Source organism: Ruegeria sp. AB10, from assembly GCF_056542745.1.
Genome location: NZ_JBQGAI010000001.1, coordinates 890,328 through 914,247, shown reverse-complemented (window position 1 = coordinate 914,247; position 23,920 = coordinate 890,328). Strand labels below are relative to the sequence as shown.

Annotated in this window: 28 protein-coding genes; 15 read left to right on the top strand and 13 right to left on the bottom strand. The window is 59.7% G+C overall.

What is annotated here, in order from left to right; translation table 11 throughout:
• Positions 1-12 precede the first annotated feature (12 nt).
• A complete protein-coding gene (locus tag ACR0NT_RS04605; protein ID WP_170440854.1) occupies positions 13-423 on the bottom strand; it encodes a VOC family protein in 411 nt (136 codons plus the stop codon).
• Positions 424-677: 254 nt separating this feature from the next.
• Positions 678-4,022, bottom strand: a complete 3,345-nt coding sequence (carB, locus tag ACR0NT_RS04600; protein ID WP_170440856.1) for a carbamoyl-phosphate synthase large subunit — start codon at positions 4,020-4,022, stop codon at positions 678-680.
• A gap of 176 nt (positions 4,023-4,198) precedes the next feature.
• On the opposite strand from carB, the gene ACR0NT_RS04595 reads away from it, so the two are divergent.
• The 4 genes from ACR0NT_RS04595 to aspS all read left to right on the top strand — a co-directional run bounded on the left by ACR0NT_RS04595 (position 4,199) and on the right by aspS (position 8,449).
• Positions 4,199-5,326, top strand: a complete 1,128-nt coding sequence (locus tag ACR0NT_RS04595) for an aminodeoxychorismate synthase component I (protein ID WP_170670553.1) — start codon at positions 4,199-4,201, stop codon at positions 5,324-5,326.
• The gene (locus ACR0NT_RS04590; protein WP_170670555.1) at positions 5,281-5,928 is read left to right on the top strand and encodes an aminotransferase class IV family protein; all 648 of its coding nucleotides are present in this window, start codon (positions 5,281-5,283) and stop codon (positions 5,926-5,928) included. Before ACR0NT_RS04595 ends, ACR0NT_RS04590 begins: the two co-directional genes overlap by 46 nt.
• A complete protein-coding gene (locus tag ACR0NT_RS04585) occupies positions 5,925-6,596 on the top strand; it encodes a CPBP family glutamic-type intramembrane protease (protein WP_170670557.1) in 672 nt (223 codons plus the stop codon). The genes ACR0NT_RS04590 and ACR0NT_RS04585 overlap by 4 nt, the downstream gene beginning before the upstream one ends.
• A 77-nt stretch (positions 6,597-6,673) precedes the next feature.
• The gene (gene aspS / locus ACR0NT_RS04580; RefSeq protein ID WP_170670559.1) at positions 6,674-8,449 is read left to right on the top strand and encodes an aspartate--tRNA ligase; all 1,776 of its coding nucleotides are present in this window, start codon (positions 6,674-6,676) and stop codon (positions 8,447-8,449) included.
• A gap of 190 nt (positions 8,450-8,639) precedes the next feature.
• On the opposite strand, the gene ACR0NT_RS04575 is transcribed toward aspS, so the two are convergent.
• Positions 8,640-9,356: a response regulator gene (locus tag ACR0NT_RS04575; protein WP_170670561.1), complete on the bottom strand. Its 717-nt coding sequence runs from the start codon at positions 9,354-9,356 to the stop codon at positions 8,640-8,642.
• A 134-nt stretch (positions 9,357-9,490) separates the two neighbouring features.
• On the opposite strand from ACR0NT_RS04575, the gene mce reads away from it, so the two are divergent.
• Both mce and ACR0NT_RS04565 read left to right on the top strand, forming a co-directional pair.
• Positions 9,491-9,895, top strand: coding sequence for a methylmalonyl-CoA epimerase (gene mce, locus ACR0NT_RS04570; protein WP_170440867.1), 405 nt, complete (start codon positions 9,491-9,493; stop codon positions 9,893-9,895).
• 16 nt (positions 9,896-9,911) lie between these two features.
• On the top strand, positions 9,912-10,187 hold the full coding sequence (locus ACR0NT_RS04565) for a DUF1467 family protein (protein ID WP_170440869.1): 276 nt from the start codon (positions 9,912-9,914) through the stop codon (positions 10,185-10,187).
• A 3-nt stretch (positions 10,188-10,190) separates the two neighbouring features.
• On the opposite strand, the gene ACR0NT_RS04560 is transcribed toward ACR0NT_RS04565, so the two are convergent.
• Together ACR0NT_RS04560 and ACR0NT_RS04555 are read right to left on the bottom strand one after the other, a co-directional pair.
• Positions 10,191-10,886, bottom strand: a complete 696-nt coding sequence (locus ACR0NT_RS04560) for an EI24 domain-containing protein (RefSeq protein WP_170440871.1) — start codon at positions 10,884-10,886, stop codon at positions 10,191-10,193.
• Positions 10,886-11,464, bottom strand: a complete 579-nt coding sequence (locus ACR0NT_RS04555) for a nitroreductase family protein (protein ID WP_170440872.1) — start codon at positions 11,462-11,464, stop codon at positions 10,886-10,888. The genes ACR0NT_RS04560 and ACR0NT_RS04555 overlap by 1 nt, the downstream gene beginning before the upstream one ends.
• Before the next feature lie 137 nt (positions 11,465-11,601).
• On the opposite strand from ACR0NT_RS04555, the gene ACR0NT_RS04550 reads away from it, so the two are divergent.
• A complete protein-coding gene (locus tag ACR0NT_RS04550) occupies positions 11,602-11,877 on the top strand; it encodes a DUF167 domain-containing protein (protein WP_170440874.1) in 276 nt (91 codons plus the stop codon).
• Here ACR0NT_RS04550 and ACR0NT_RS04545 read toward each other — a convergent pair.
• Entirely contained in the window at positions 11,865-12,113 is a 249-nt protein-coding gene (locus tag ACR0NT_RS04545; RefSeq protein WP_170442915.1) for a hypothetical protein, read from the bottom strand. The two genes, ACR0NT_RS04550 and ACR0NT_RS04545, sit on opposite strands and share 13 nt — an antisense overlap.
• Before the next feature lie 122 nt (positions 12,114-12,235).
• On the opposite strand from ACR0NT_RS04545, the gene ACR0NT_RS04540 reads away from it, so the two are divergent.
• The 5 genes from ACR0NT_RS04540 to ACR0NT_RS04520 all read left to right on the top strand — a co-directional run bounded on the left by ACR0NT_RS04540 (position 12,236) and on the right by ACR0NT_RS04520 (position 14,174).
• Positions 12,236-12,943, top strand: coding sequence for a M48 family metallopeptidase (locus tag ACR0NT_RS04540; protein WP_170440876.1), 708 nt, complete (start codon positions 12,236-12,238; stop codon positions 12,941-12,943).
• Complete coding sequence (locus tag ACR0NT_RS04535; protein ID WP_170670563.1) at positions 12,940-13,308, top strand: YigZ family protein; 369 nt, start codon at positions 12,940-12,942, stop codon at positions 13,306-13,308. The genes ACR0NT_RS04540 and ACR0NT_RS04535 overlap by 4 nt, the downstream gene beginning before the upstream one ends.
• A gap of 69 nt (positions 13,309-13,377) precedes the next feature.
• Positions 13,378-13,629: a DUF6455 family protein gene (locus ACR0NT_RS04530; RefSeq protein WP_170670565.1), complete on the top strand. Its 252-nt coding sequence runs from the start codon at positions 13,378-13,380 to the stop codon at positions 13,627-13,629.
• Between the two features lie 15 nt (positions 13,630-13,644).
• Entirely contained in the window at positions 13,645-13,917 is a 273-nt protein-coding gene (locus tag ACR0NT_RS04525; protein WP_170670567.1) for a DUF6455 family protein, read from the top strand.
• Entirely contained in the window at positions 13,914-14,174 is a 261-nt protein-coding gene (locus tag ACR0NT_RS04520; protein ID WP_170670569.1) for a DUF6455 family protein, read from the top strand. The genes ACR0NT_RS04525 and ACR0NT_RS04520 overlap by 4 nt, the downstream gene beginning before the upstream one ends.
• Here the strand turns inward: ACR0NT_RS04520 and ACR0NT_RS04515 are convergent, their stop codons facing one another.
• On the bottom strand, positions 14,175-14,417 hold the full coding sequence (locus ACR0NT_RS04515; RefSeq protein WP_170440886.1) for a CDGSH iron-sulfur domain-containing protein: 243 nt from the start codon (positions 14,415-14,417) through the stop codon (positions 14,175-14,177).
• 229 nt (positions 14,418-14,646) lie between these two features.
• Between ACR0NT_RS04515 and ACR0NT_RS04510 the strand changes: the two genes are divergently transcribed.
• The gene (locus ACR0NT_RS04510; protein WP_170347886.1) at positions 14,647-14,835 is read left to right on the top strand and encodes a hypothetical protein; all 189 of its coding nucleotides are present in this window, start codon (positions 14,647-14,649) and stop codon (positions 14,833-14,835) included.
• Between the two features lie 132 nt (positions 14,836-14,967).
• The gene (locus ACR0NT_RS04505; RefSeq protein ID WP_170670571.1) at positions 14,968-15,324 is read left to right on the top strand and encodes a diacylglycerol kinase; all 357 of its coding nucleotides are present in this window, start codon (positions 14,968-14,970) and stop codon (positions 15,322-15,324) included.
• A gap of 17 nt (positions 15,325-15,341) precedes the next feature.
• Here the strand turns inward: ACR0NT_RS04505 and ACR0NT_RS04500 are convergent, their stop codons facing one another.
• Positions 15,342-15,749 (bottom strand): hypothetical protein, encoded by a 408-nt coding sequence (locus ACR0NT_RS04500; RefSeq protein ID WP_170670573.1) that lies wholly within the window; start codon positions 15,747-15,749, stop codon positions 15,342-15,344.
• A 104-nt stretch (positions 15,750-15,853) separates the two neighbouring features.
• Positions 15,854-17,242 (bottom strand): 30S ribosomal protein S12 methylthiotransferase RimO, encoded by a 1,389-nt coding sequence (rimO, locus tag ACR0NT_RS04495; protein WP_170670575.1) that lies wholly within the window; start codon positions 17,240-17,242, stop codon positions 15,854-15,856.
• A gap of 96 nt (positions 17,243-17,338) precedes the next feature.
• Between rimO and ACR0NT_RS04490 the strand changes: the two genes are divergently transcribed.
• Positions 17,339-19,297 (top strand): AsmA family protein, encoded by a 1,959-nt coding sequence (locus ACR0NT_RS04490; RefSeq protein WP_170440893.1) that lies wholly within the window; start codon positions 17,339-17,341, stop codon positions 19,295-19,297.
• A gap of 36 nt (positions 19,298-19,333) precedes the next feature.
• Here ACR0NT_RS04490 and ACR0NT_RS04485 read toward each other — a convergent pair whose 3' ends face one another.
• Genes ACR0NT_RS04485 through ACR0NT_RS04470 form a run of 4 tightly spaced genes read right to left on the bottom strand, consistent with a single transcriptional unit; the run spans position 19,334 to position 23,895 of the window.
• Entirely contained in the window at positions 19,334-20,830 is a 1,497-nt protein-coding gene (locus tag ACR0NT_RS04485) for a phosphomannomutase/phosphoglucomutase (protein ID WP_170670576.1), read from the bottom strand.
• Between the two features lie 14 nt (positions 20,831-20,844).
• Positions 20,845-21,678 (bottom strand): 3-deoxy-8-phosphooctulonate synthase, encoded by an 834-nt coding sequence (gene kdsA / locus ACR0NT_RS04480; RefSeq protein WP_170670578.1) that lies wholly within the window; start codon positions 21,676-21,678, stop codon positions 20,845-20,847.
• A 5-nt stretch (positions 21,679-21,683) separates the two neighbouring features.
• Positions 21,684-23,258 carry a capsule biosynthesis protein gene (locus ACR0NT_RS04475; RefSeq protein ID WP_170440899.1) on the bottom strand — a complete coding sequence of 525 codons (1,575 nt, stop codon included), beginning with the start codon at positions 23,256-23,258 and terminating at the stop codon, positions 21,684-21,686.
• Entirely contained in the window at positions 23,236-23,895 is a 660-nt protein-coding gene (locus ACR0NT_RS04470) for an ATP-binding cassette domain-containing protein (protein ID WP_170440901.1), read from the bottom strand. Before ACR0NT_RS04470 ends, ACR0NT_RS04475 begins: the two co-directional genes overlap by 23 nt.
• Positions 23,896-23,920 lie beyond the last annotated feature (25 nt).

Below are 23,920 nucleotides of genomic sequence, written 5' to 3'. Positions count from 1 at the left end.
CGGGCGGCTTTTTCAGTCGCCCGGGTCTTTTGCCGGGTCGTATTGGTAGTAAAAACAGGACAGCTTGTTGCCATCCGGATCGCGCAGATAGGCGACATAGAATTCGGGGGAATAGTAATCCCGTGTGCCCGGCGCCCCTTCGTCGAAGCCACCATATTCCAGCCCCGCCGCGTGAAACCGCCTGACCTGCTCGGCGCTGTCGGCAGGGAAGGCCATCATCGTGCCGTTGCCGACGCTGGCCGTCTGGCCGTCAAAGGGTGAGCATATCCAAAACCCGACACCTGCGTCAGGTTCGGCTCCCCATCCCGCGCGATCTTCGGTCCATCCCGGCAGGCGCGGCTGCTCCAGAACAGCAAAGATCGCGTCATAAAACCGGATGGCCTGCTTCAGGTCGTTGGTGCCGTATGTTGTGTAAAGGCGCATGGCTCTCCTGCTGGTTTCAAGACAGCATCATGCAGCCTGCGCGCGCACAGGGACAGTGAAAACAGCTTTGAAGGCCGTGTCAGATCAGCGGAACCAGCGGTACGTCACATGCGGCCAGCGTCATCAGGGCGGCGAAAACCATAAACCTGCGCATTTCTGTTATCCTTCTGCTCGTTTGCAGAAAAGATGCGCGCCCGAAGACATGGGGTCAACGGGCGCGTAAAATGTGTTGCATTTAAGCGGGTTCGGGCCGGTCAGCCCTGCAGCGATTTCACCTCGACATCCCCTTCAGCCTGCGCCTTGATCGCCAGCGCCGCGGCATGGCTGGCGGCGGCGGTGGTGAAATAGGGGATCTTGTCATACAGCGCGATCGAGCGGATGGACTTGCTGTCCTCGACCGCCTGCGCGCCTTCGGTGGTGTTCATCAACAGTTGGACCTGACCGTCCTTCAGCATGTCGACGACGTCCGGACGGCCTTCATAGACCTTGTTCACCACGTCACAGTCGACGCCGTGGTTGGACAGCCAGCTTTGCGTGCCGCGGGTCGCAATCAGCTTGAACCCCTGCTCGATCAGCACCTGCGCGGCCTCAAGCATCGCTGCGGTCTTGTCGGCATCCTTGATCGAGATAAACGCGCGGCCCGAGGAGGGCAGCACCATACCAGCCCCCATCTGCGCCTTGAGGAAGGCGCGCGGGAAGTCACGGTCCCAGCCCATGACCTCACCGGTCGAACGCATCTCCGGGCCCAGGATCGTGTCAACGCCGGGGAAGCGCGCGAAGGGCAGCACCGCCTCTTTCACCGAGAACCAAGGCATGTCCGGGTCGGCCAGAGTCATCTGGTCGGCGATCTTGGTGTCCTGACCTTCCTGATAGGGCGGACGCATCGGGAAGTTCGACAGTTTCTCGCCAGCCATGACACGGGCTGCAATCGAAGCAATCGCGCTGTCGGTCGCCTTCGCCACAAATGGTACGGTGCGCGAGGCACGGGGGTTCACTTCGATCAGGTAGATCTCATCATCCTTGATCGCGAACTGCACATTCATCAGACCAACGACGTTCAGCGCCTTGGCCAGTTTGAACGCCTGATCCTTGATCTGGCCGAGGATCTCTTTCGACAGCGAATAGGGCGGCAATGAACAGGCCGAGTCGCCCGAGTGCACACCGGCCTCTTCGATATGCTGCATGATGCCCGCAACGTGCACATCGGTGCCGTCGCACAGCGCGTCCACATCCAGTTCAACCGCGCCAGCCAGATAGCTGTCCAGAAGGACGGGGCTGTCGCCCGAGACCACGACGGCCTCGTTGATATAGCGTTTCAGCTGTTCCATATCGCGCACGATTTCCATCGCGCGGCCGCCCAGAACGTAAGAGGGGCGGATCACCAGCGGGAAGCCGATCTCATCGGCGATGGCCAGTGCCTGTTCGTCGGTCGAGGCGATGCCGTTCTTGGGTTGTTTCAGGCCCAGATCGTTGACCAGCGCCTGAAAGCGTTCGCGGTCTTCGGCAAGGTCAATCGCGTCGGGCGTGGTGCCAAGGATCGGAATGCCCTCGGCCTCCAGCGCGTTCGCCAGTTTCAGCGGGGTCTGACCGCCGAACTGAACGATCACACCGTGCAGCGTGCCGTTTTCCTGCTCCTTCGTCAGGATTTCCATGACGTGTTCGAAGGTCAGCGGTTCGAAATACAGACGGTCCGAGGTGTCATAGTCGGTGGACACCGTCTCGGGGTTGCAGTTGACCATGATGGTCTCGTAGCCCGCCTCTGTCAGTGCGAAGCAGGCGTGACAGCAGCAATAGTCGAACTCGATGCCCTGACCGATCCGGTTCGGGCCACCGCCGAGGATTACAACTTTCTTACGGTCGCTCGGACGTGCCTCGCACTCAACCTCACCCATCATCGGGGCCTCGTAGGTCGAATACATATAGGGCGTCTGCGCTTCGAACTCAGCCGCGCAGGTGTCGATGCGTTTGAATACGGCCTTCACGCCCAGATTGCGGCGAGCGCGACGGACGTTGTCTTCGTCACGACCGGTCAGGTTGCCCAGACGCGCGTCGGTGAAGCCCAGCATTTTCAGCTTGCGGATGCCTTCCTCGGTCACCGGCAGGCCGTTCTTGCGCACCTGGCGCTCGGCTTCGATGATTTCACGGATACGGGCCAGGAACCACGGATCGAACTTGGTGACACCGAAAATCTCGTCGTCGCTCAGCCCGTGACGCATCGCCTGTGCGATGGTGCGCAGACGGTCGGGGGTCTGCTGGCTGATCGCCTTGATCACAGCGGCCTTGTCGTCGGCCTCGTCCCAAACACCAACGTTCAGGCCGGGGATTTCGATCTCATCAAACCCGGTCAGGCCCGATTCCATCGAGGCCAGCGCCTTTTGCATCGATTCGTGGATGGTGCGGCCGATGGACATCGCCTCACCCACCGACTTCATTGCGGTGGTCAGGTAGGGTTCGGAACCGGGGAATTTCTCGAATGCGAATTTCGGGATCTTGGTGACGACATAGTCGATGGTCGGCTCGAACGAGGCGGGCGTGACCTTGGTGATGTCATTGTCCAGCTCATCCAGCGTATAGCCCACGGCCAGTTTCGCGGCGATCTTGGCAATCGGGAAACCGGTCGCTTTTGAGGCCAACGCAGACGAGCGCGACACACGCGGGTTCATCTCGATCACAACCATGCGACCATCTTCGGGATTGATCGCCCATTGTACGTTCGACCCGCCGGTTTCCACGCCGATCTCACGCAGAACGGCGATCGAGCCGTTGCGCATGATCTGGTATTCCTTGTCGGTCAGCGTCAGGGCAGGGGCCACCGTGATCGAGTCACCGGTGTGAACACCCATCGGGTCGACGTTTTCAATCGAACAGACGATAATGGCGTTGTCAGCAGTGTCGCGCACCACCTCCATCTCGTATTCTTTCCAGCCCAGCAGGCTTTCATCGACGAGGATCTGGTTCACCGGGGACGCATCCATGCCCGAGCGGCAGAAGTGGATGTAATCTTCGCGGTTATAGGCCACACCGCCGCCGGTGCCGCCCAAGGTAAAGGCAGGACGGATGATGGCGGGCAGGCCGATTTCCTCAAGCTCATCCAGAGCCATCTGTACGCCCGCATCCAGATCGGTCGAGCCATCCTCGCGCTTGGGCGCGGTCACGATGGTTGCCTTTGGGTTTTCAAGGCCCAGCCGATCCATTGCCTCACGGAACAGGGCGCGGTCTTCGGCCATTTCGATGGCGTCGCGCTTGGCGCCGATCATTTCGACCTCGAACTTGTCCAGCACGCCCATCTCTTCCAGTGCCAGCGAGGTGTTCAGGCCGGTCTGCCCGCCCATTGTGGGCAGCAGGGCGTCGGGGCGTTCCTTCTCGATGATCTTGGCGACAACTTCGGGGGTGATCGGCTCGATATAAGTCGCGTCCGCCAGTCCGGGATCGGTCATGATCGTCGCCGGGTTTGAGTTCACCAGAATGACCCGGTATCCTTCCTCACGCAGCGCCTTACAGGCCTGAGCACCGGAATAGTCGAACTCGCAGGCCTGACCGATAACGATGGGGCCCGCCCCGATGATCATGATCGACTTAATGTCGGTTCTTCTCGGCATGGCCACGTTCCTTCGATTGTTCGCGAGTCAGGGCGCCCCCAAGCGCCCAAATTGTCCTGCGTTATAGGGACCGCGCGAAAAGGTTCAAGGGGTATCGGAATTGGGTGTGAAATTGCCGCTTTCCCCTCTTTCCCTTGCCGCCGTATTCTCTATACCGCGCAACACGGCAAATGAGGATGCAATTGCGTATTCGGTTTGATCAGGGGCCAGCCGGGCCCGGAACCAGTTTCGACCGGCCAGCCAAGGTGATCCGCGCAGACAACGCGGAGGACGTGCCCCACGCGTTGGCGGCGCTGGATGAGGCGCGCGCCGAGGGTGCGTGGCTGGCGGGCTATGCCAGTTATGAGCTGGGCTATGTGCTGGAACCCCGCCTGGTCGATCGTCTGCCACAGGACCGCCGCCTGCCTCTGCTGTGTTTCGGCGTCTATGATGCGCCTGTGCAATGTGATCTTCCCCGGACAGCGGGCGGTATTACCGGTTTTGAGCCGCGCTGGGACGAGGCGCGCTATACACGCGCCTTTCAGCAGGTTCACGATGCCATCGGGGCCGGGGATATCTATCAGGCCAACCTGACCTTTCCCATCGACCTGATTGTCGAGGGGGACAGCGCTGCGCTTTATGCCGCTTTGGCCAGCGGACAGCCGGTAGGTCATGGCGCACTGGTTCAGCAGGATGGCCTGCCCGACTTGCTCAGCCGCTCGCCCGAGTTGTTCTTTCGCACCGATGCGGACCGGATGATCGAAACCCGCCCGATGAAGGGCACCCAGCCCCGCAGTGAGGATATGGCCGAAGACGCGCGCCGCCGCGCCTTCCTGTCCATCGATGAAAAGAACCGGGCCGAGAACCTGATGATCGTCGACCTGCTGCGCAACGATATCAGCCGCGTTGCGCTGCCCGGATCGGTCAAGGTGCCCGAGCTGTTCAAGGTCGAGACCTACGCCACCGTGCATCAGATGATTTCGCTGGTGCAGGCGCAGCTTCATCTGGGGGCCGAGCTGTCCGATATTCTTATGGCGCTGTTTCCCTGCGGCTCGATCACTGGCGCACCGAAGATCCGCGCGATGGAGATTCTGTCGGACCTCGAACCCTGGCCGCGCGATATCTATTGCGGAGCCATCGGCTGGGCCGCGCCCGACGGACGGTCCGAGTTCAACGTGGCAATCCGCACGCTGATGGTCGAGGATGGCAAAGCCACGCTGAACGTGGGCGGCGGTGTGGTCTGGGACAGCACGGCCCCTTCGGAATATGAGGAAGCGCTATGGAAAGCCCGCTTTGCGCACCAACTGACCCTGACTTCCGCCTGATTGAAACGCTGGCCTTTCGGCCGGGGCATGGATTTGTGCGGCGGGACCGGCATCTGGCCCGCATGGCGCGCTCGGCCCGAGCGTTTGGGTTTCCGTTCGATGACGGGATGGCCGTCGAAAAGCTTGACGCTGTTGCCAACACCTCGCCGCTGCGCTGCCGTCTGACGCTGGCTGCAGAAGGACAACTGGACGTGACGACAGGGGCGCTGGCCGACAACCCTCCGGTCTGGCGAGTGGCGATTGCCCAGACCCGCCTGACTGCAGATGACATCTGGTTGCGGCACAAGACGACCCAACGCGCGCTTTATGACAACACCCGCGCGTCCTTGCCGAAAGGGATCGATGAGGTTCTATTCCTGAACGAACGCGATGAGTTGTGCGAAGGCACCATCACCAACCTGTTTCTGCACATGCCCGATGGCCGCCACCTTACGCCCGCTTTGTCCTGCGGCGTCCTGCCGGGCATCCTGCGCGAAGAACTGCTGGATAATAAACAGGTTACCGAGGCCACCCTGACCTTGACCGACCTGAAAAACGCATCAAAAATCTATATGGGAAATTCGTTGCGTGGTCTGATCCGGGCCGAGGTGGCAGTACAGTGAGCAAACAAACCGATTGGGCGGACAGCGCAGTCCCGCATCTGCGATTGCGACTGGAATTCGGGTTGTTCTTCATGGCCGTACCGGTGCTGATCGCGGTGTTTTTCCCTCCGAACTGGATGTTTCCGTCGTTGTTCGCCTTCACGGCCATCGGCATCGTGCTTTTGCATTTCACGCCGGGTTTTGCCTGGGCCGAGCTGCGATACAACTGGCGCAACTGGTCCTGGCGCGAAGTCGCGCTGTTTGCGGTTGCTATGACCACTTTCTGCACCGCTCTGGTGATGGCCACCCGGCCAGAAGCGGCGTTTTTTCTGCTGCGCAATCGACCCGAGTTTCTGCTGGTAATCTGGCTTGGCTATCCGCTGCTGTCGGCCCTACCGCAAGAACTGCTGTTCCGGTCCCTGTTCTTCCGCCGCTACCACGCGATCCTCCCGAACGGGCGGGCGGCCTATCTGCTGAATGCGGCGCTGTTTTCGCTGGCGCATCTTATGTATTGGAGTTGGATCGTCGCCATCATAACCTTTGCCGGGGGGCTTCTGTTCACCTGGGCCTACCGCCAGCGCGGATCGTTTTTCTATGCTGTCCTGCTGCACGCGATTGCGGGGAACATCATCTTTGCCGCGGGTCTGGGCATCTATTTCTACTCGGGCAACGTGCAAAGGCCGTTTTGAGCGGTATACCTGCCTTGACTTTCCAAGCCTGACGGGGTGTATCGGCGCGACGAATTCTGCGCCCGAAGGGATATTCCATGCACGCCTATCGCAGCCACACCTGCGCCGCTCTGACTGCCGCCAATGTCGGTGAAACCGTCCGCCTGTCCGGTTGGGTGCATCGTGTCCGAGATCACGGCGGCGTGCTGTTCATCGACCTGCGCGACCATTTTGGCGTGACACAGGTTCTGTGCGACGGTGACAGCGCGGCCTTTGCCGAGCTTGAGAAAGTGCGCTCCGAGTGGTGTATCCGCATTGATGGCAACGTCAAAGCGCGTGATCCCGAATTGGTGAACCCCAAGCTGCCAACCGGCGAGATCGAGGTTTACGTGCGCGAGATTGAAGTTCTGGGAGCCGCTGACGAACTGCCGCTGATGGTGTTCGGCGATCAGGAGTACCCCGAGGAAACCCGCCTGCGCTATCGCTATCTGGACCTGCGCCGCGAGGCGATGCAGCAGAACATGACCTTGCGCTCGGATGTTGTGGCTTCGATGCGCAAACGCATGTGGGATCAGGGCTTCCGTGAGTATCAAACGCCGATCATCACCGCCTCCTCGCCCGAAGGTGCGCGTGACTTCCTGGTGCCGTCGCGTCTGCACCCAGGCAAATTCTACGCACTGCCGCAGGCGCCGCAGCTGTTCAAACAGCTGATCATGGTGTCGGGTTTCGACAAGTATTTCCAGATCGCACCCTGTTTCCGCGACGAAGATCCGCGTGCCGACCGTTCGCCCACCGATTTCTACCAGTTGGACCTCGAGATGTCATTTGTCGAGCAGCAGGACGTGTTCGACACGATCCAACCGGTTCTGACCGGCGTGTTCGAAGAGTTCGGCGGTGGTCGCAAGGTCGATCAGGAGTGGCCGCAGATTTCCTACAAGGACTCGGCCCTGTGGTACGGCACCGACAAACCCGATCTGCGCAACCCTATTAAAATGCAAGTGGTCTCCGACCACTTTCGCGGGTCTGGCTTCGCGATTTTCGCGAAGCTGTTGGAGCAGGAAGGCACGGAAATCCGCGCCATCCCGGCGCCCACCGGTGGCAGCCGCAAGTTCTGTGACCGCATGAACGCCTTTGCGCAGAAAGAGGGTCTGCCCGGCATGGGTTACATCTTCTGGCGCGACCAAGGTGAGGGCATGGAAGCCGCAGGTCCGCTGGCCAAGAACATCGGCCCCGAGCGCACCGAGGCGATCCGTCAGCAACTGGGTCTGGGTGTGGGCGATGCCGCGTTCTTCCTGGGTGGTAAGCCGAAAGCCTTTGAAAAGGTCGCAGGCAAGGCCCGTGATGTGATCGGCGACGAGCTGAACCTGACCGACAAAGACCGTTTTGCCTTTGCCTGGATCGTGGATTTCCCGATTTACGAGCAAGACGAAGAGACCGGCGCAATCGACTTTGAACACAACCCGTTCTCAATGCCGCAGGGTGGTTTGGACGCCCTGAACGGCAACCCGCTGGACGTGCGCGGCTATCAGTATGACCTGGCTTGCAACGGGTATGAGCTGGTTTCGGGCGCGATCCGGAACCACAAGCCCGAGATCATGTTGAAGGCCTTCGAACTGGCCGGCTATGGCGAGGATGAAGTGAAATCCCGCTTTGGTGCCCTGTTCAACGCCTTCCACTATGGCGCCCCACCGCACGGTGGTTGTGCTGCCGGGATCGACCGGATCGTGATGCTGCTGGCTGATGAGGCCAACATCCGCGAAGTCATGATGTTCCCGATGAACCAACGCGCCGAGGACCTGATGATGGACGCGCCATCCGATCCGACCTCGGATCAGTTGATGGAGCTGGGATTGCGCATCATCCCGCAGGATTGATCAACAGCCCGCCGCAGACTATGCGGCGGGTTTTTCTTTTGCTGAGAGCACCAAGCCCGAGTTCCCGTTCAAGCACAAAGGGCAGGGGCGTGCGCCGCGCGCCAAGCGAATGTTCCGAGCCGTTGTTCTGGTCTGGTAATAGGCCCAGATGATCAGGATCGTGGCCGTCAGAAAATACGCTGCGGCCATCTCAGATCGCCTCGCGCTGTTCAAGCCGCGCCTGAACGATACCCGCAACCTGCGCAGCCAGAGCGGTAACGGGCGTGCCACATGCACGCGATTCCGCCAGCTTTTGCGCCGCATTGGCCAGAATGGTGTCTTCGGCATCGCGGGCAACACCGCGCAGGAATTGCGCCGCATAGTCCAACGTGCGGTGATCGTTCGGCCCGGCCAGAACATCCGCGATATGTGCCATGTCGTCCTGATAGGCCATCGGGTCGGGGCGAATGACCTCATCCCGGACCGCGTGCAGGCTGTTGGGGCGGCGATCTTCGGGCAGGCTTTCCAGAATGAACTTCTGAAAGTAGGAAAGTGATTTCAGCGGCTTGTGCAAAAAGCCGTCGGCCCCTGCCTGCAGCGCAGAGTCCTGTGCATCGTCATCGCCGGACATCCCCAGAATGGCACCGATGCGCGGGCTGGCTTCGGTCAGTTCGGCGATCAGTTCTGCGCCCGACCCGTCTGGCAGGCCGATATCCACCAGAATGACCGAAGGGCGATAGATCTGCAGATGACGCCGTGCCGAGGTCAGACAATCCGCGCGCCGGATGCGGGCGCCGCTGTGCAGGCACATCAGCCGGATTGCGTCACAGGCATAGCGGCTGTCTTCGACAACCAGAATGGTTTGGCCCAGCAGAGGCCGCGTGGCCGTCGGCTGCGCGGGAGAGGCGAAGGGGCTCGAATCGTCCATGGCAGAACTCCTAATCAGCAGATGCCCCACGCTAGGAAGTTCTGGCTAACACGACGTTAACGGCAATTTGGCGCACTTGTTCTTTGCCCAAACTGCCCCCATAACCGCTGCAACGCAGAACGGAGGAGAGTTCCATGATTGGTCGTCTGAACCATGTCGCCATTGCCGTGCCTGACCTTGAGGCCGCATCCGAGCAGTACCGCAGCGCGCTGGGCGCCAAGGTCGGCGCGCCGCAGGACGAACCCGATCATGGCGTGACCGTGGTGTTCATCGAACTGCCTAACACCAAGATCGAACTGCTGTATCCGTTGGGCGATGACAGTCCGATCAACGGATTTCTGGAAAAGAACCCGGCCGGTGGCATTCACCACGTTTGCTATGAGGTCGACGACATCATCGCCGCCCGTGACCACCTGAAAGAAACCGGTGCCCGCGTTCTGGGGTCGGGCGACCCCAAAATTGGCGCGCATGGCAAGCCGGTGCTGTTCCTGCACCCGAAGGATTTCAACGGCTGCTTGGTCGAACTGGAACAGGTCTGACCCAAGCGAGGCTGTCATGACGATTACCGCTGCACTGGTCCTGTTTGCCGTCATCTGGTTCATGACGCTGTTGGTCGTGCTGCCGATCCGCATCAAGACGCAGGGTGATCTGGGCGATATCGTTCCGGGCACCCATGCGGGTGCGCCGGAAGTGCATCACATGAAGAAAAAGCTCTGGATCACCACCGGGATTTCGGTGGTGCTCTGGGCGATCATCGCAGGGATCATCATCTCGGGCGTGATTTCGGTGCGTGACTTCGACTGGCTGAACCAGCTTGAGCCGCGCCAGTAAGCGTCAGGGCGTCCGCCCCGACAGCTTGTGGTAGAGATGGGTGAAGGTGGCCGCCCCGAGGATCGGGATCACCAGATTCACCAGCGGCACTGACAACGGGATGGCCATCAGGGTGCCAGCCAGCCAGATTGTGGGCATATGCTTGGCACGTAGTTTGCGCGCGCCGTCCCGCCCGACGCGCCGCATCGCGGCCAGTGTGAAATACTCTCGGCCCAGCAGAAACCCGTTCATTGCCCAGAAAATAAACGGAGCCAATGGTGTGAAAATCGCATAGAGGATCAGCGCCAGCAGGTTGGCGATGATCAGCACGCTCATGAACTCTGCCGCATCACGCATTCCCTCGCTGAACGGGATGCCGGGAACGGCGGGCAGGGTGGGATAGTGTTTGTCCTCGACCGCCTGCGCGACCTCTTCCAGAAACATCGAGATGATGGCCGAGGCGACGGGCATCATCAGGAATACCGGCAGGATCAGCACCAAAAAGATGCCGGAATAATTCAATACGTCGTTCAACCACGGCACGGCTCCGATCCAGGGCAGAGAAATCTCGTCCCCGGACAGCCAGTTGATCAGCCAGATTGCTCCGGCACTGGCCGCGATCAGTAGCACAATTGTCAGACCAACGCCGCGCAGCAGAACGGAGCGGAACCTGGGGTCTCCGATCTGACCTAATGCTGCGAAGAACGCGTTGAGGATCATCACTCCGAAACCCACTCGGTCAGCGCCGCGACATCGGGGCGGGGGCGTTCAGGTGGGGTTTTGCCTTCGGTGGCGATATGGATCAGGCCGGCCACGCGTTCGTTGCCCTGCAGCCCAAAGGCCTGGCGGCAGAACGCGGCATCATGGACCTGCCAGCCGGATAGCCAGTTCGCGCCCCAACCGGCCGCAAGGGCCGCATTCAGAAGCGCCAGACATACGGCGCCCGCCGAATAGGTCTGTTCGATGGCCGGGACTTTGTCCGATGGCTTCTGAACCTCGATCACCGCCACGGCCAGATGGCCCATGTCGAACTGGCTGCGGGCCTTTGCGATGTCCTCGGGGGCTTTGCCCAGCCTTGTTCCGCAGTCCTGTGTCAGCGATGACAGGCGGTCCATAGCGCCCTTCTCGAGAACGATAAAACGCCACGGCTCCAACTTGCCGTGATCCGGGCTGCGGGCGGCTGCGGTCAACAGGGGCAGCAGCTCTTCGCGTGTCGGCGCCGGAGCAACCAGTGTCTTCGCGGGGCGCGACCGGCGCGATTGCAGAAATTCCAGGGCGGCCGGGTTCTTCAAGGACATATGTTAACTTCCTTTACATGGGCAGTCTGTATCTGGTTGAGCCTCTGGCGCGTTTCAAGTGCAAACAGCTGGAGATGAGGGATCAATTTCATTCCCCGAACGCTCGTGCAAGAGTGTTTGCGAGCAAGAGGAAAAAGATGGCGAAACCAAAATTGCGCGGCGTGCCGGATTTAAGCGGCCTTGCCACCCCCGGCGCGGCGATTCCGGTCCGGGTGACGCCCAAAGCGGCGAAGGACAGCATTGCATTGGACAAGGGCACGATCCGCATCACCGTGACTGCCCCGCCCGAAAACGGCAAAGCAAATGACGCGGTGCGCCGGATACTGGCCGTCGCTATGGGCGTGGCTCCGTCCGAGCTGACCCTGAAACAGGGGCAGGCCACGCGGGACAAGCTGTTTGTCTATGCGTCCTGATCCGGTTTTTCGTGGATCTGATACACGCCCTCGGGCAGGTCCAGCGCGGCGGCCAGATCGCGTACCTGTTCGGGCGACAGCGTTATCCTTTGAATTTGGTCCGTACGAGGGTCCAATTGCTCAAGCGTCACACATTCGGCGAAGCTGTTGATGACGACATCCTCTTGCAAAGGCTTTTCGCCTTCGTCCACCAGAGTAATGACTGTCGAGTCGAATTCATGCTCAATCGAAAACATGTGGCGAGAGTGCAGGGCGTTGCGCGGCAATGCAACCCGTTCCCTTGCAATCGCGCGGTGGCAGTCTCGTACGGGCCGCGCTATGGTTTTTCAAACGGGATTTCCGTTTCAAAGGAATATGAATGCGCCGTCTGACCTATTTGCTGTTTCCTCTGGTGCTGGCGGCGTGCAGCGCCGGTGCCTTGCGTGTGCAACCGGCGGCGGAATGGTCGCAGGATTCGGGTGAATTCCAGGTCGACGCGGCAACTTTCCAGCAGATCAGCCGCGCAGTTGGCAAAGAGGCCCGCGCCGAATGTCTGCGTCAGGCCAGGGTCAGAAACTGTGATTTCACGATTCTGGTCGACCTGAACCCGCGCGCACCGGCAAACGCGTTTCAGACCCGGGACGACAAGGATCAGCCGGTGATTATCTTTACCCGCGCGATGATCCAATCTGCGGAAAATGCCGACGAACTGGCCTTTGTGATGGGGCATGAGGCGGCGCATCACGTATTGGGGCATATCGACCGGCAATCGCAAAATGCACGGGACGGTGCTGAGGCTTTCGACAGGCTTGGCAAGCTGTATGGTGAAAAGGGAAAACAGCTTGAGCGATCACAGAAAATGGGCGCTGAGGTTGCGATTCAGGTATATGTCAAAGAGTTCGAGTTGGAAGCGGATCAGTTGGGAACGGTTATCACCCATAACGCAGGGTACGACCCACTGATCGGCGCAAAGTATTTTGACCGCCTTCCCGATCCGGGGGATCAGTTTCTGGGCACCCATCCGCCCAATGCGGATCGGGTGCAGATCGTACTGGATACCGCACGGCAACTGGGTTTGACCCCATGACACCACTGACACGGCTGGGCGTGATCCTGACGGATCGGGGGTCGAAATACGCCGTCTCGGGCGCGACTGTCAGCACCCGTGCGGATGTGGATGCCGTGCTGCAGGACCTCAAGTCGGACAAGGCCTATGCCAAGGCCACGCACAATACCTGGGCGGCTGTTTTGCCCACGGGTGCGCTTAAGGCGGATGACGGTGAAAGCGGTGCGGGCATGGTGATCCTGCGTATGCTGGAACGCGCCGGGATGGAAAACCACGTGGTGATCGTAACCCGCTGGTACGGCGGAAAAAAGCTGGGCGGGGACCGATTCCGCCGCGTACAGGACGCCACCCGTGCCTATCTGGATCACATCGGGATTGGGTCTTGACCTGAGTCAAAGGCCAATTTGGGGCGTTGCGCTATCCTGTTCTGGACGCGAAACAGGAAGGGGTCTTTGATGCCCAGCCAAGAAGTTCTGAAACTCCATGCCGGTCTGGTGGACCGGATGGCCTCCAAACTGGGGGTCGATTTGCAAGAGGCGGCGATCGGCGGTGACGTGTCGATCGACCAGTTGTCCGACGCTGTTTTGAACTGCACGGATTGTCCGAATCCCGGCCATTGCCAGCGTTTTCTGGACCAGCCCACCGCGGTGACCCGGACGCCGGAATATTGCCGCAACCAGGACTTGCTTTGCAGACTTGCCCCTTAGCGACCGGAGAGTTCGATGCTGCATCTCGGAGAGATCATGACCCATTTGCGCCTTGTCCTGCGCATGGGGCAAGCAACCGGAGCGGACATGGTCGCGGCGCACCATACAGGGCACCTGACCCAACAGGACTGGGCCGAGATGATTCAATATTGCCGGGGCTGCGGCTGGGCCAACCGGTGCCCCGACTGGCTGGATCAACAGGAAGCTGTGACCGGTGCTCCGCATACCTGCAAAAACCGGCAGCGGTTTGCAGCGCTGAAAACAAGGCTAGAGAAGGAAAACGCATGACACGGTCAGCTTTGGGGGATGTCGAGACACATTTTTGGCTCACCCGATCTGTTGCGCGATGCATGAATATCTCACTGACCGAAGCAATGGCCGAAGGTCGGCTGACGCCGGATCGCTATGCCGAAATGGTGACCCGCTGCCGGGCATCGCATTGCAGTGGTCAATGCGCAATCTGGCTGTCTGAACAACAGTCCGAGGCCCACGCGGCCCCGGAATTCTGCGCCAATGCCGAACAGATGAACGCACTGAAGGCCTGATCAGACCTTCGAATGAGTCCCGTCACACAGCGGCGATTTTGCGCTGTGTTTGCACCCACAGAAAAAGACCTTCTTGCTGCTGTCCGCAGTGTATTTGACCGGTTCGAACCCGGTGCCCTTGTGTGAGCCGTCGCAAAACGGTTGCCGTTTGGATAGGCCACATGCACACCAGAAATAGCTTTTCCCTTCGGTCACCTCGACCGGGAAGGGACCTTTTTGCGCGATGGTGGGGCTATCTGACATGGGGCTACTCCGTCTTTGGCTGCTGTCACCTGAACAGTGTAGGCCGAAACGCGGAAAACGGTAGCTTTTGCTCATAAATCCGCTGTTTCTGAGGGGGTTACCAGCGTGGTTCCGCCTTTACTCACGAATGCGTGATTGATTTCGTTGCAAAAATACCATCAAGGCCCTATCCTATGCTTGGCCCCGAATTCTTGGGCAATATCAGGAAATTAATAGAGGAATGACGGACATGAAACTTAAATTTGCTGCCGTTGGTGCATTTGCCCTTGTTTTGGCTGCTTGCTCTCAGCAGGAAGAGCCGGCGCCGGTTTACATCACGCCTGAGTATGACAAATTCGGCACGCCGAGCTGCCCGGCAGGGACCGAGCTGGCCACGACCGAAGCGGGTCAGACCGTCTGTAACCCGGTCGCTCAATAAGAATTCCGCGGGCGGCTTTTCTGCGAAGCCGCCCGCAAAAATATCACCGTCGTGGCCGCCTTCGGGGCGGTTTTTTCTTGTCTGCCGGTCACTATTCCGGTTTCAGTTTCAGCGACCAAAAGTCGAGGGCAGATGAGAACCTTTTTTACCCGCCTTAAGGACCGCACCCGCTGGAGTTGGCAGGGCGTTGTCGCCACATGGCACACAGAATACTCGTTCCGCTCGTGGGTGTGGGCGAACCTCTTGTCCGCTGCATTGGCGTTTTGGGTGCCGCTGGACGACGGAATTCGAGCGTTGATATTGGTCCTGGGGCTGCTTGTTCTGGTGGCCGAGTTGCTGAACACCGCGATTGAGCGTGCCGTTGACCACACCTCGACCGATCACAGTGAACTTGCCGGTCAGGCTAAGGATGCGGCCAGCGCAGCCGTTGCGTTGACGGCCGTGGCCACCGGGGTGGTCTGGGTCGTCGGGATTGTCAGCCTGCTCTGAGGCAAACCGTAGCATTCCTACCAGCCAAAGCGGTAACCTTTGCGCTGAATTCCGTAGTTTCGCGGAATGTGGTATGGCGTGGCGTGCTTATTGGAGAACCCGCGCGCCCTACGGTGGTGCCGTTTTTTCGGTTTCACGTAATACACTTTGGGCCTGGTCTTTTGATAGTAGGCCTTGGGTTTCGTCTTGTTATGATGAACCTTGGCCTTTGGGTGATGAGCCTTGGCCTTGGGATAATAAACATTGGGCGCGCCGTAATACCGGTGAACATGGTGCTTGCTGCGCAGATGCAGGCTCAGCGATTTTGAGCCAATTGCAATGAACCCGCCCGAACTGATGCTTTCGGCAACAGCAGGCACGGCATAAAGCTGGGTGGCCAGGATCAGGGCGATACATTTCAGGCCAAAGGGGCGCGGACAGGACATTGAACCCTCCTTCACTCAAGGCGGAATGTCCTGTCATGATTCACGAATCGCGCGGCAAAGGCCAATAAACTCGGCTCACGCTTTGCCGAGATCGGGTGACCGGGTCAGACCAGCTTACCCCACAGATCGTATTCGCCAGCCTCGTCGACCTCGACCCGGACGATGTCGCCGGGATTGAGGGCCTCAAAACCTTCGTCGATGAACAGGTTGCCGTCGATCTCGGGGGCGTCCGCCTTGGTACGGCAGGTGGCGGCCTCGTCATCAACCTCGTCTACGATCACGTCGACCGTCTGGCCGACCTTGGCGGCCAGTTTGGCCTCAGAGATCGCCTGCGCCTTTTCCATGAACCGTTCCCAGCGCTCTTGTTTCACTTCCGCCGGAACGTGATCCGGCAGGTCGTTCGACCGCGCACCATCCACGTTTTCGTACTGGAAGCAACCGACGCGATCCAGCCGCGCCTCGTCCATCCAATCCAGCAGGGTCTGGAATTCAGCCTCGGTCTCGCCGGGATAGCCGACGATGAAGGTCGACCGCAGGGTGATGTCGGGGCAGGTCGCACGCCACGCGGCGATCTCGTCCAGAGTTTTGGCAGCCGCAGCCGGGCGGGCCATGCGTTTCAGAACGTCCGGGTGGGCGTGTTGGAACGGGATGTCCAGATAGGGCAGGACATTGCAGCCCGCATCTGCCATCAGCGGGATTAACTCACGCACATGCGGATAGGGATAGACGTAGTGCATGCGCACCCAGGCATCGAGCTGCCCCAGCTCACGCGCCAGATCGGTGATATGGCTGCGCACCTCGCGGTCTTTCCACGGGTTCAGGTCGTATTTGCGATCCAGCCCATAGGCCGAGGTGTCCTGCGAGATCACCAGCAATTCGCGCACACCATTGTCGACCAGCTTTTCGGCTTCACGCAGCACCGCATGGGCGGGACGGCTGGCCAGTTTTCCGCGCATGTCGGGGATGATGCAGAACTTGCACTTGTGGTTACAGCCCTCGGAAATCTTGAGGTAACTGTAGTGACGCGGGGTCAGTTGCACGCTGGCGGCGGGCAGCAGGTCCACAAACGGATCCGGGTCGGGGGGAACGGCGGTGTGTACCGCATCCAGCACCTGCTCGTATTGATGTGGACCCGTGACCGCCATGATGCGCGGATGATGCTCGCGAATGTAATCCGGTTCCGCCCCCAAACAGCCGGTCACGATGACCTTGCCGTTTTCCACCAGCGCCTCTCCGATGGCATCCAAAGATTCAGCCTTGGCGCTGTCGAGGAACCCGCAGGTATTCACAATCACGGCATCGGCCCCGGAATAGTCCGGTGAAATGCCGTACCCTTCAGCCCGCAGGCGGGTCAGAATCCGTTCGCTGTCAACCAGCGCCTTCGGGCAGCCCAATGACACCATCCCAATGGTGGGCTGGTTCGGACGCGGCGTGTCGGTGATCCGGGCAGCGGGTGCCAGGTCGGGGCGGAGGTTTGGCGGGTTCGTGCTCATGGCGCGGCATATAGTGGGGAACGCTTCCCCTTGCAAATGGCGGTCAGGCTTTGAATGATCTTTTCAACGCATGCCCAATAAGCGGAGAGCAGAAAAATGAAGTGGCTGTTGCGCATACTCTTCCTTTTCGTGGTCGCTTTCGGCCTTGTCATCGGCGCGTTGTTGCTGATGCCGGGCGATAAGCTGGCCGCGATCCTGGCCGAACAGGTCAAAAGCGAGACCGGTCGCGAGCTGACCTTGTCCGGAGACGTGAACCTGTCCTTCTGGCCTGTTCTGGGGGTCGAGACTGGTCCGGTCACCTTTGGCAATGCATCTTGGGCGGGCTCAGAACCGATGCTGAGTGCCGAAAGCCTGGCCGTTGGGGTGGATGCCGCAGCTTTGTGGAATGGCGATTTTCGGATACGGCGCGTGGTCGCTGACAAGCCGGTCTTGCGGCTGGAGCTGTCAGACGGGCGTGGGAACTGGGAATTGAGCGCCGCTGACCCTCAGCCGACCTCTGGCGGCGGCACACCTGCCGAGGCGTCGCCGCAGGGGGCGGTGACACTGGATCGTCTGGAGCTGACCAACGCGCGGCTGATCTATATCGAGAATGGCACAACGACCTATGACTTCTCGGATGTCGATCTTTCCGCCAGTTGGCCTGGGCCGACCTCGCCAATGGTGATGCAGGCGCAGATGACGGTTCCTGGTGGCAAGGTGAACGTGGACCTGAAAATCCCGGACCTGCCTGCCTATGCCTCGGGCGCTGTGACGCCGCTGCAACTGGCGCTGACCGCGCCGGGTGGAGAGGTCGGGTTCGAGGGCCGCGTCAACCTTGCGGGTGAGATGGACGGCAATCTGGAGGTTAAGACCAAAAGTACGGAAAAGATGCTGGCCGCATTCGGGCAGGCCGGTGTCGGGGTGCCGCTGGGGCTGGGGCGTGCCGCAGATGTGTCGGGGCATATGACCTATACAAGTGAGGGCCGGATATCTTTGCGCAATCTGGTGGCGCAGCTGGATCACAACCGGTTCACCGGCGAGGCCGATATCGAGATTTCGGACCCGCCCAAAATCACCGCGCGGCTGAAGGGCGGGGATATCGACCTATCCCGCTACAACGATGCGCCCGCCTCGTCCGGGGGTGGTTCCGACACGGCCTCCGCGTCGGCACCTGACAGCGGATGGTCGACAGATCCGATCGATGCTTCGGCCCTTGCATTGGCGAACGGAGAGATCCGTCTGACGGCCTCGTCCATTGCCGTCCCCGAGCTTACACTGGGGCCCAGCGATCTGACGCTCAGCCTTGACCGGTCCCGTGCCGTTTTGCGGATGGACCCCGCCACATTGTTTGCAGGTCAGGTGAACGGGCAGGTGGTTGCCAATAACAGAAACGGCCTGTCCGTTGGCGGTAAGCTGAACGCACAGGGCATTGATCTGCAGCAAGCCCTGTCAACCATGGCCGGGATCAATCGTCTGACAGGTGCCGCTTCGGGCGAGTTCGAGTTTCTGGGTGTCGGCCAGACCGAGGACCAGATCATGCGATCCCTCAGCGGCAAGGGTAATCTGAATGTTGGGCAGGGCGTCATCGCCGGCTTTGACCTCGACCGTCTGATGGGGCGGGGCAAGGGCGCTGGAGGGACGACCGTGTTCAACAGTCTGACGGCCAGTTTCAACATCGACCAGGGGGTTCTGACCAATAGCGACCTGCTGATGTCGCTGGATAATTTCCGTGCGGACGGAACCGGGCAGGTCAACATCGGGGCGCAAACGATTGACTATCTGTTCACGCCCGTCGCGCTGCGTGCCAATTCCGGTCAGGGGCTGTCGGTGCCAGTTCGGATTGTCGGGCCGTGGAGCGATCCGTCTATCAAGCCAGACCTGAGTAAGGTGATCGAAGCCGCTGCCGAAGGGAAGCTCAAAGACTTGGAAGATGACGCCAAGCAAAAGGTTCTGGATAAGGTCAGCGATGAGCTGGGAACTGCGGTAACCGACACTGAAAGCGCTGAGGACGCTTTGAAAAACAAGCTGGAAGAAGAAGCCAAAAAAGGCCTGCTCAAACTGTTGGGCGCAGACTGAAACGGGGCGCCTTAGGCGCCCCAATTTCTAGGCAGATCAGATCGTCTGGTCGTAGTCGCCAACGCCGGGTTCGGTCCGGATCACGGCGTCGATATCCGCGAAAATGGCCCGCATTTCGTCTTCGCTATCGCTGCTTTCGCAAACCACAACAAGGTTCGGCGTGTTCGAGGACGCACGCACCAGGCCCCAGCTGCCATTGTCCAGAATGACCCGCGCGCCGTTGACGGTGACCACCTCTTTGATCGCGCGACCGGCGAACGCCTCGCCCGCATCGGCCTTGGCGACCAGCTTGTCGACCAGACGTTTGAGAATGTCGTATTTCTCGGTGTCGGCGGCATAGGGCGACATGGTCGGGGTCGACCATGTTTTCGGCAGAGCCTTGCGCAGGTCCGACATGCTCTTGTCCGGATTGCGGTCCATCAGTTTGCAGATTTCAACCGCCACCCGCATGCCGCAGTCATAGCCGCGCCCAATCGGTTCAGCCAGAAAGTAGTGGCCCGATTTTTCGAACCCGGCCAGCGCGTTGATCTCTTTGACCCGGCGCTTCATGTGGCTGTGGCCGGTTTTCCAGTAATCCGCCTTGACGCCGTGGGCCTTCAACTCGGGGTCGCTGGCGAACAGGCCGGTCGATTTTACATCGGCCACAAAGGTCGCGTTTGGGTACAGCTTGGCCAGATCGCGGGCCATGATCACACCGACCTTGTCTGCGAAAATCTCCTCACCTTCGTCATCAACAACACCGCAACGGTCGCCGTCACCATCAAACCCCAACGCCATATCCGCACCGCTGGATTTCACGGTGTCGGCCATGTCGTGCAACATTTCCATGGCTTCGGGGTTTGGGTTGTAGTTGGGGAAGGTGTAGTCCAGCCGGTTGTGGCTGGGCACAACTTCCACGCCCATGCGTTCGAAAATCTCGGGCGCAAAGGCCGAGGCCGTGCCATTGCCGGTTGCGCAGACGACCTTGAGCGGACGGGACATTTTGAAGTCGCCGACCAGATCGTCGATATAGGCCTCTTTTACACCATCGACGAACTCGTACGAGCCGCCGTCGTGCGGAACACCTTCGCCGTTCAGAACGATATCGCGCAACTCCGACATCTCGTCCGGGCCGTGGGTCAGCGGGCGGTCAAAGCCCATCTTCACGCCGGTCCAGCCGTTCGGGTTGTGGCTGGCCGTGACCATCGCCACTGCAGGCACGTCCAGATGGAACTGGGCGAAATAGGCCATCGGGCTGAGCGCCGGGCCGATATCCTTGACCTGAATACCTGCCTGCATCAGCCCCAGGATGAGCGCATTTTTGATCGCCAGCGAATAGTCGCGATAGTCGTTGCCGACCGCGATCACAGGCTCGATCCCGCGTTTGCGCATCTGGGTGCCCAGACCCAGACCCAAGGCCGTCATACCGGGCAGGTTGATCTCTTCGGGGTATTTCCAGCGGGCGTCGTATTCGCGAAACCCGGTGGGTTTGATCATCGCGTCGCGCAGAAAGCTCCAGGTGTTCGGGGTCACCTCGGGGATGGGTTTGGTCATACTATCGCTCTTGACTAAATCTGGATGGGATTGGCTTTGGCCAATGCATCAAAGCGCATCAATGTGTCAATCAATTGAGACATTTGATCGAGAGGGATCATGTTTGGCCCGTCAGATGGCGCCGAGTCCGGGTCCTGATGCGTTTCGATGAATACAGCGCCGACACCCAGTGATACTGCGGCACGGGCCATGACCGGAGCAAACTCACGCTGGCCACCAGATGAGCCCCCTTTGCCCCCGGGTTGCTGCACCGAATGGGTCGCGTCCATCACGACAGGGTAGCCCGTTTTTGCCATTTGAGGCAGACCGCGCATATCGGCCACAAGCGTATTGTAACCGAAGGATGTTCCACGTTCGGTCAGCAGGATGTTCTGGTTTCCGGTGCTTTCGATTTTGTCAACGATATTGCCCATTTCCCAAGGGGCAAGAAACTGGCCCTTCTTGACGTTGACGGCTGTACCGGTGTTACCCGCAGCCAGCAGCATGTCGGTCTGGCGGCACAGGAAAGCCGGGATTTGCAACACATCCACCGCATCGGCGGCGACGGCGCATTGCGCTTCGGTGTGCACGTCGGTCAGAACCGGAATGCCCATCGTCTTGCGGATGTCGTCCAGAACCTTCAGCCCGGCGTCTATCCCCATGCCCCTTTTGCCAGACAGGGACGTCCGGTTCGCCTTGTCATACGAGGCCTTGAAGACATACTGCGCACCGGCGGCATCGCAGGCCTCTTTCATTTTTCCGGCGATCATCTGGGCATGATCTGCGGTTTCAAGCTGGCAGGGGCCTGCAATGACCGTCAGAGGCAGATCATTGCCGACCGTGAGATCGGAGATTTTTACATGTTTCATGTGTCTTACGAGGATACCTGTTCACGAAGGACCGACGCGGTAAGCGAGATCATCAGGTAGATACCAGCAAACAACAGGAAAGCCAAAATCGTATTTTCGAACTTGCGCGGATAGGTCGGATCTTCGCTGGCGACCGGGTTCACCGATACCGTCAGATAACGCACTTTGCGGTTGGCCTCGGTCCGCGTGGTTTCCATCTGCTCCATCGCGGTTTGCAGCATCAAATCCCGCGCCACTAGGTCGGCCTGCGCCATCTGAATCCGCACGCTCAACCTTGCCAGCGAGTTTTCGCCCGCCGAGACATCCAGCATTTCTTCGTTCAGCTCTGCCAGTACCACTTCGAGCCTTTGGATGTCAGCGCGCACACCGTCCACCTTGGCCTGGTTCGGGCGCAGGTTGTCCAACAGCGCCGCCAGTTGCAGTTCCTTTTCCTGCAGCTCGATTTCGATTGCGTTGATCCGCGCCCGCAGACCGGCAAGGACGTTCTCGGGATCCAGTACCGCGCCCTGCAATTGCAGTTCGATCAATTCTTCCTGCGCTTTTCTGCGTTCTTCCTGCGCCAGTTCAAACCCGGCCCGGGCATCGCGCATCTGGTCTTCGCGCTTCAGTTCCGTCAGACCGTTGATTGTTTCCTCGGCATAGGAAAGCAGAAGGGTCGACAGCTCGACCGATATTTCCGGGCTTGGGGCCGCAACTTCCATACGAATGATCCCATCACTTGGGTCATACCCGATGGTGATCATCCGCTTGAACAGCTTATGGGTATCCTCAAGGGTCGCGTCCTGAGGCAGGCGCTGGATCGGGTCTATCCACTCCTGCTTGAAGATTTCCGAGAAATTGGTGTCGTTCTCAAGCCGGACCAGTGCGTCTTTCGATTCCAGAAATTCCTGCGTGGCGACCGAATCCTGCGCAGTGGCGTATTGAGTGCCTGCCAGGAACCCGCCAAAGGACGCGCCACCCCCATCTGCCTGCAGGATCGAAAAGGCCGAGTCGCTTGCGTACATCGGTGTCGCAATCCGATAGAAATAAATGCCGACGATCACGGTCGGAAGCAGAACAAACACAGCCAGCCGCGCGAACAGCGCGAACAGTTTGCGCCTGCGACGGCGCGCGATGTTCTTTTGGATTTCACCGATTTCCAGATTGCGCCGCTCCGCAGGGCTCAACTCGGGGCCGGGCAGGGTTTGGGGCGTTTCCTTGACCGTCTGCGGCAGTTGGATGGTGATTTTGTCCTTGGCCTTGTCTTCCGCGTCTTTCTTTTCGGCCGCCAGATCCAGCAGATTGGCTCGCTCAAAGGGATCAATGCCTTTTTGACGCAACAACCGCACAGCATCGTAATCCGATGTCGCAGCCAGACCGTTCTTCTGCGCCAGGCGCCGCGCCATGCGCAGTTGCCGCCCGGTCAGCCCTTCACGTTTGATCGCATCGATATCGGTCGCGGGCTGCGCGTCATTTGCGGCCTCGGACGGTTGCGTTGCCTTTCTGATGCGCGAAATGGCATCGGCCCGTGCGTCTGCCGAGTCCGCGCCCTGACGATTACGTCGCCAGCGATACTTCTTAGCCTTGGGTTTGGTAGTCATATAGCTGTCGTGCCTCTTCCAAGGTGTCGAACATGTAAAGCTGACCGTCCAGAAGAACGGCGGCCTGCTGCGCAAATTTCTCAAGAACGGCGGGGCTGTGCGATACGATGACCAGGGTCGTGGTGCGCAACCGCTCTTTCAGGATGTCGCCCGCCTTCCTGTTGAACTCGACATCCGTTGTCGCCGGCATCCCTTCGTCAATCAGGTACATGTCGAAATCCAGCGCCAACATCAAAGCAAAGGTAAAGCGTGCCCGCATACCGGATGAATAAGTTCCAAGCGGTTGGTCGAAATACTCACCCAAACCACACAGCCATTTGCAATACGCCTCGATATAATCGGGGTCCATGCCATAGATTTTCGCAATGTAGCGGGCGTTTTCCAGTGCGGAAAGCTTCTTTGCCACGCCGCCTGCAAAGCCCATCGGGAACGAGACCCGGCAGGATTTGCGGATCGCACCTTCGTCGGGTTTTTCCAGCCCGGCCATCATGTTGATCAGAGTCGTCTTGCCGGTGCCATTGGGGGCCAGAATGCCGATCGACCGGCCAAGTTCGATCCGGAACGAGACCCGGTCCAGGATCACCTTGCGGCGGGTCCCGGTCCAGAAGGACTTGCTGACATTCTCGAACTCAAGCATTCAAGGCCTGCTGCTCTTGCGTTTG

What these genes read in the sequence shown, in the direction of transcription:
- ACR0NT_RS04555 (WP_170440872.1), bottom strand. Translation starts at nt 11,464, where the DNA reads ATGTCCTTGAAGAACCCGGCCGCCCTGGAATTTCTGCAATCGCGCCGG.
- ACR0NT_RS04590 (WP_170670555.1), top strand. Translation starts at nt 5,281, where the DNA reads ATGGAAAGCCCGCTTTGCGCACCAACTGACCCTGACTTCCGCCTGATT.
- ACR0NT_RS04550 (WP_170440874.1), top strand. Translation starts at nt 11,602, where the DNA reads ATGGCGAAACCAAAATTGCGCGGCGTGCCGGATTTAAGCGGCCTTGCC.
- ACR0NT_RS04510 (WP_170347886.1), top strand. Translation starts at nt 14,647, where the DNA reads ATGAAACTTAAATTTGCTGCCGTTGGTGCATTTGCCCTTGTTTTGGCT.
- mce (WP_170440867.1), top strand. Translation starts at nt 9,491, where the DNA reads ATGATTGGTCGTCTGAACCATGTCGCCATTGCCGTGCCTGACCTTGAG.
- ACR0NT_RS04475 (WP_170440899.1), bottom strand. Translation starts at nt 23,258, where the DNA reads ATGACTACCAAACCCAAGGCTAAGAAGTATCGCTGGCGACGTAATCGT.
- ACR0NT_RS04520 (WP_170670569.1), top strand. Translation starts at nt 13,914, where the DNA reads ATGACACGGTCAGCTTTGGGGGATGTCGAGACACATTTTTGGCTCACC.
- ACR0NT_RS04515 (WP_170440886.1), bottom strand. Translation starts at nt 14,417, where the DNA reads ATGTCAGATAGCCCCACCATCGCGCAAAAAGGTCCCTTCCCGGTCGAG.
- ACR0NT_RS04525 (WP_170670567.1), top strand. Translation starts at nt 13,645, where the DNA reads ATGCTGCATCTCGGAGAGATCATGACCCATTTGCGCCTTGTCCTGCGC.
- ACR0NT_RS04575 (WP_170670561.1), bottom strand. Translation starts at nt 9,356, where the DNA reads ATGGACGATTCGAGCCCCTTCGCCTCTCCCGCGCAGCCGACGGCCACG.
- ACR0NT_RS04540 (WP_170440876.1), top strand. Translation starts at nt 12,236, where the DNA reads ATGCGCCGTCTGACCTATTTGCTGTTTCCTCTGGTGCTGGCGGCGTGC.
- ACR0NT_RS04605 (WP_170440854.1), bottom strand. Translation starts at nt 423, where the DNA reads ATGCGCCTTTACACAACATACGGCACCAACGACCTGAAGCAGGCCATC.
- ACR0NT_RS04505 (WP_170670571.1), top strand. Translation starts at nt 14,968, where the DNA reads ATGAGAACCTTTTTTACCCGCCTTAAGGACCGCACCCGCTGGAGTTGG.
- carB (WP_170440856.1), bottom strand. Translation starts at nt 4,022, where the DNA reads ATGCCGAGAAGAACCGACATTAAGTCGATCATGATCATCGGGGCGGGC.
- rimO (WP_170670575.1), bottom strand. Translation starts at nt 17,242, where the DNA reads ATGAGCACGAACCCGCCAAACCTCCGCCCCGACCTGGCACCCGCTGCC.
- ACR0NT_RS04595 (WP_170670553.1), top strand. Translation starts at nt 4,199, where the DNA reads ATGCAATTGCGTATTCGGTTTGATCAGGGGCCAGCCGGGCCCGGAACC.
- ACR0NT_RS04485 (WP_170670576.1), bottom strand. Translation starts at nt 20,830, where the DNA reads ATGACCAAACCCATCCCCGAGGTGACCCCGAACACCTGGAGCTTTCTG.
- ACR0NT_RS04545 (WP_170442915.1), bottom strand. Translation starts at nt 12,113, where the DNA reads ATGTTTTCGATTGAGCATGAATTCGACTCGACAGTCATTACTCTGGTG.
- aspS (WP_170670559.1), top strand. Translation starts at nt 6,674, where the DNA reads ATGCACGCCTATCGCAGCCACACCTGCGCCGCTCTGACTGCCGCCAAT.
- ACR0NT_RS04535 (WP_170670563.1), top strand. Translation starts at nt 12,940, where the DNA reads ATGACACCACTGACACGGCTGGGCGTGATCCTGACGGATCGGGGGTCG.
- ACR0NT_RS04490 (WP_170440893.1), top strand. Translation starts at nt 17,339, where the DNA reads ATGAAGTGGCTGTTGCGCATACTCTTCCTTTTCGTGGTCGCTTTCGGC.
- ACR0NT_RS04565 (WP_170440869.1), top strand. Translation starts at nt 9,912, where the DNA reads ATGACGATTACCGCTGCACTGGTCCTGTTTGCCGTCATCTGGTTCATG.
- kdsA (WP_170670578.1), bottom strand. Translation starts at nt 21,678, where the DNA reads ATGAAACATGTAAAAATCTCCGATCTCACGGTCGGCAATGATCTGCCT.
- ACR0NT_RS04530 (WP_170670565.1), top strand. Translation starts at nt 13,378, where the DNA reads ATGCCCAGCCAAGAAGTTCTGAAACTCCATGCCGGTCTGGTGGACCGG.
- ACR0NT_RS04560 (WP_170440871.1), bottom strand. Translation starts at nt 10,886, where the DNA reads ATGATCCTCAACGCGTTCTTCGCAGCATTAGGTCAGATCGGAGACCCC.
- ACR0NT_RS04470 (WP_170440901.1), bottom strand. Translation starts at nt 23,895, where the DNA reads ATGCTTGAGTTCGAGAATGTCAGCAAGTCCTTCTGGACCGGGACCCGC.
- ACR0NT_RS04500 (WP_170670573.1), bottom strand. Translation starts at nt 15,749, where the DNA reads ATGTCCTGTCCGCGCCCCTTTGGCCTGAAATGTATCGCCCTGATCCTG.